Consider the following 2023-nt stretch of genomic DNA (forward strand, 5'->3'; position numbering starts at 1 on the left):
ATCTGGAAAAAATGTCGCCGGTGGTGCATGCACGTGACGGCGTGGCCTTCCCCGATACCCTGGTGGGCACCGACAGTCATACACCTCATGTGGATGCCCTTGGGGTCATTGCCGTAGGCGTGGGCGGTTTGGAAGCAGAAAGCGTTATGTTGGGTCGCGCATCCTATATGCGTTTGCCGGATATCGTGGGCGTGGAACTTACCGGTAAAACCCAACCGGGGATCACCGCAACGGATGTGGTGTTAGCATTAACAGAATTTCTCCGTAAAGAGCGGGTGGTTTCTGCTTATCTGGAATTCTTTGGCGAAGGCGCCTCCAGCTTAACGGTCGGTGACCGAGCCACCATCTCCAATATGACACCAGAATACGGTGCCACTGCGGCCATGTTCTATATTGATGAACAAACCATTCGGTATTTAAAACTTACCGGTCGGGAAGACAAACAGGTCGCGTTAGTAGAACAATACGCAAAAGAAACCGGTTTGTGGGCCGACGATATGGTCAAGGCGGAATACGAGCGGGTCTTAACCTTCGACTTATCCACCGTTGTACGAAATATGGCCGGACCGTCTAACCCCCATGCACGACTGGCCACCACAGACCTAGCCAGCCGCGGGATTGCAGGCACGGTGGAAAATGAAGAAGGCAAAATGCCCGACGGCGCGGTGATTATCGCCGCCATTACCTCCTGTACCAATACCAGTAATCCACGCAACGTCATTGCCGCAGGCTTAATTGCCCGCAATGCCAATGCCAAAGGGTTAGTGAGAAAACCTTGGGTGAAAAGTTCCTTAGCCCCAGGCTCAAAAACAGTAAAACTGTACCTTGAAGAAGCCGGTTTACTGTCTGAATTAGAAAAATTAGGTTTTGGTGTCGTGGCCTTTGCATGTACCACCTGTAATGGTATGAGTGGCGCGTTAAAGCCTGAGATCCAGCAAGAAATCATTGATCGGGATCTCTATGCCACCGCCGTTTTATCCGGTAACCGGAATTTCGATGGTCGTATTCATCCGTACGCGAAACAGGCCTTTTTAGCCTCTCCGCCTTTGGTTGTAGCCTACGCCATTGCCGGTACCGTGCGTTTTGATATTGAAAAAGATGTTTTGGGCACCGACAGTGACGGCAACCCGGTCACGCTAAAAGATATCTGGCCTTCAGATGAAGAAATCGATGCCATCGTAGAGAAAGCCGTTAAGCCAGAGCAATTTAGAAAAGTTTACGAACCCATGTTCGATTTGAAAGTGGATTATGGCAAAGACCTCAATCCCCTTTACAAGTGGCGTCCTACCAGCACCTATATCCGACGTCCTCCCTATTGGGAAGGGGCGCTGGCCGCAGAACGTACCATGAAGGGAATGCGTCCGTTGGCTGTCCTTGGTGACAACATTACCACGGATCACCTGTCTCCCTCTAACGCCATCATGGCAAATAGTGCTGCGGGGGAATACTTGTCCAAAATGGGCGTGCCGGAAGAAGATTTTAATTCCTATGCCACCCATCGGGGCGATCACCTCACCGCACAGCGTGCAACCCTGGCTAACCCCAAACTCTTTAACGAAATGGTTACCGACCATGGTGAAGTGGTTCAAGGCTCGCTAGCCCGCATCGAACCCGAAGGTAAAGTGGTACGGATGTGGGAAGCCATTGAAACCTATATGAAACGCAAACAACCTCTGATTATTGTGGCAGGCGCTGACTATGGCCAAGGCTCATCACGGGATTGGGCAGCCAAGGGGGTTCGCTTAGCCGGTGTTGAAGTCATCGTCGCCGAAGGTTTTGAACGTATTCACCGCACCAACTTAATCGGCATGGGTGTTTTGCCCTTAGAGTTTCAGCCGGGTACAACCCGAAAAACCCTGCAACTTGATGGCACAGAAATCTATGATGTGGTTGGCGAACCGTCTCCGGGTGCGGAGCTTATTTTGAGAATACACCGTGCATCAGGTGAAACCCTGGACGTGCCTGTCAAATGTCGACTGGATACCGCTGAAGAAGTATCCATTTATGGCGCTGGCGGCGTACT

Annotated in this window: 1 protein-coding gene; it reads left to right on the plus strand. The window is 51.4% G+C overall.

The window, feature by feature from the left end; genetic code table 11:
• Positions 1-2023, plus strand: a 2023-nt coding sequence (gene acnA / locus V5298_RS19135) for an aconitate hydratase AcnA (RefSeq protein WP_332933032.1), incomplete at both ends; no start/stop codon positions are given.

The organism is Alteromonas sp. 14N.309.X.WAT.G.H12, assembly GCF_036697315.1.
Classification (GTDB): domain Bacteria; phylum Pseudomonadota; class Gammaproteobacteria; order Enterobacterales; family Alteromonadaceae; genus Alteromonas.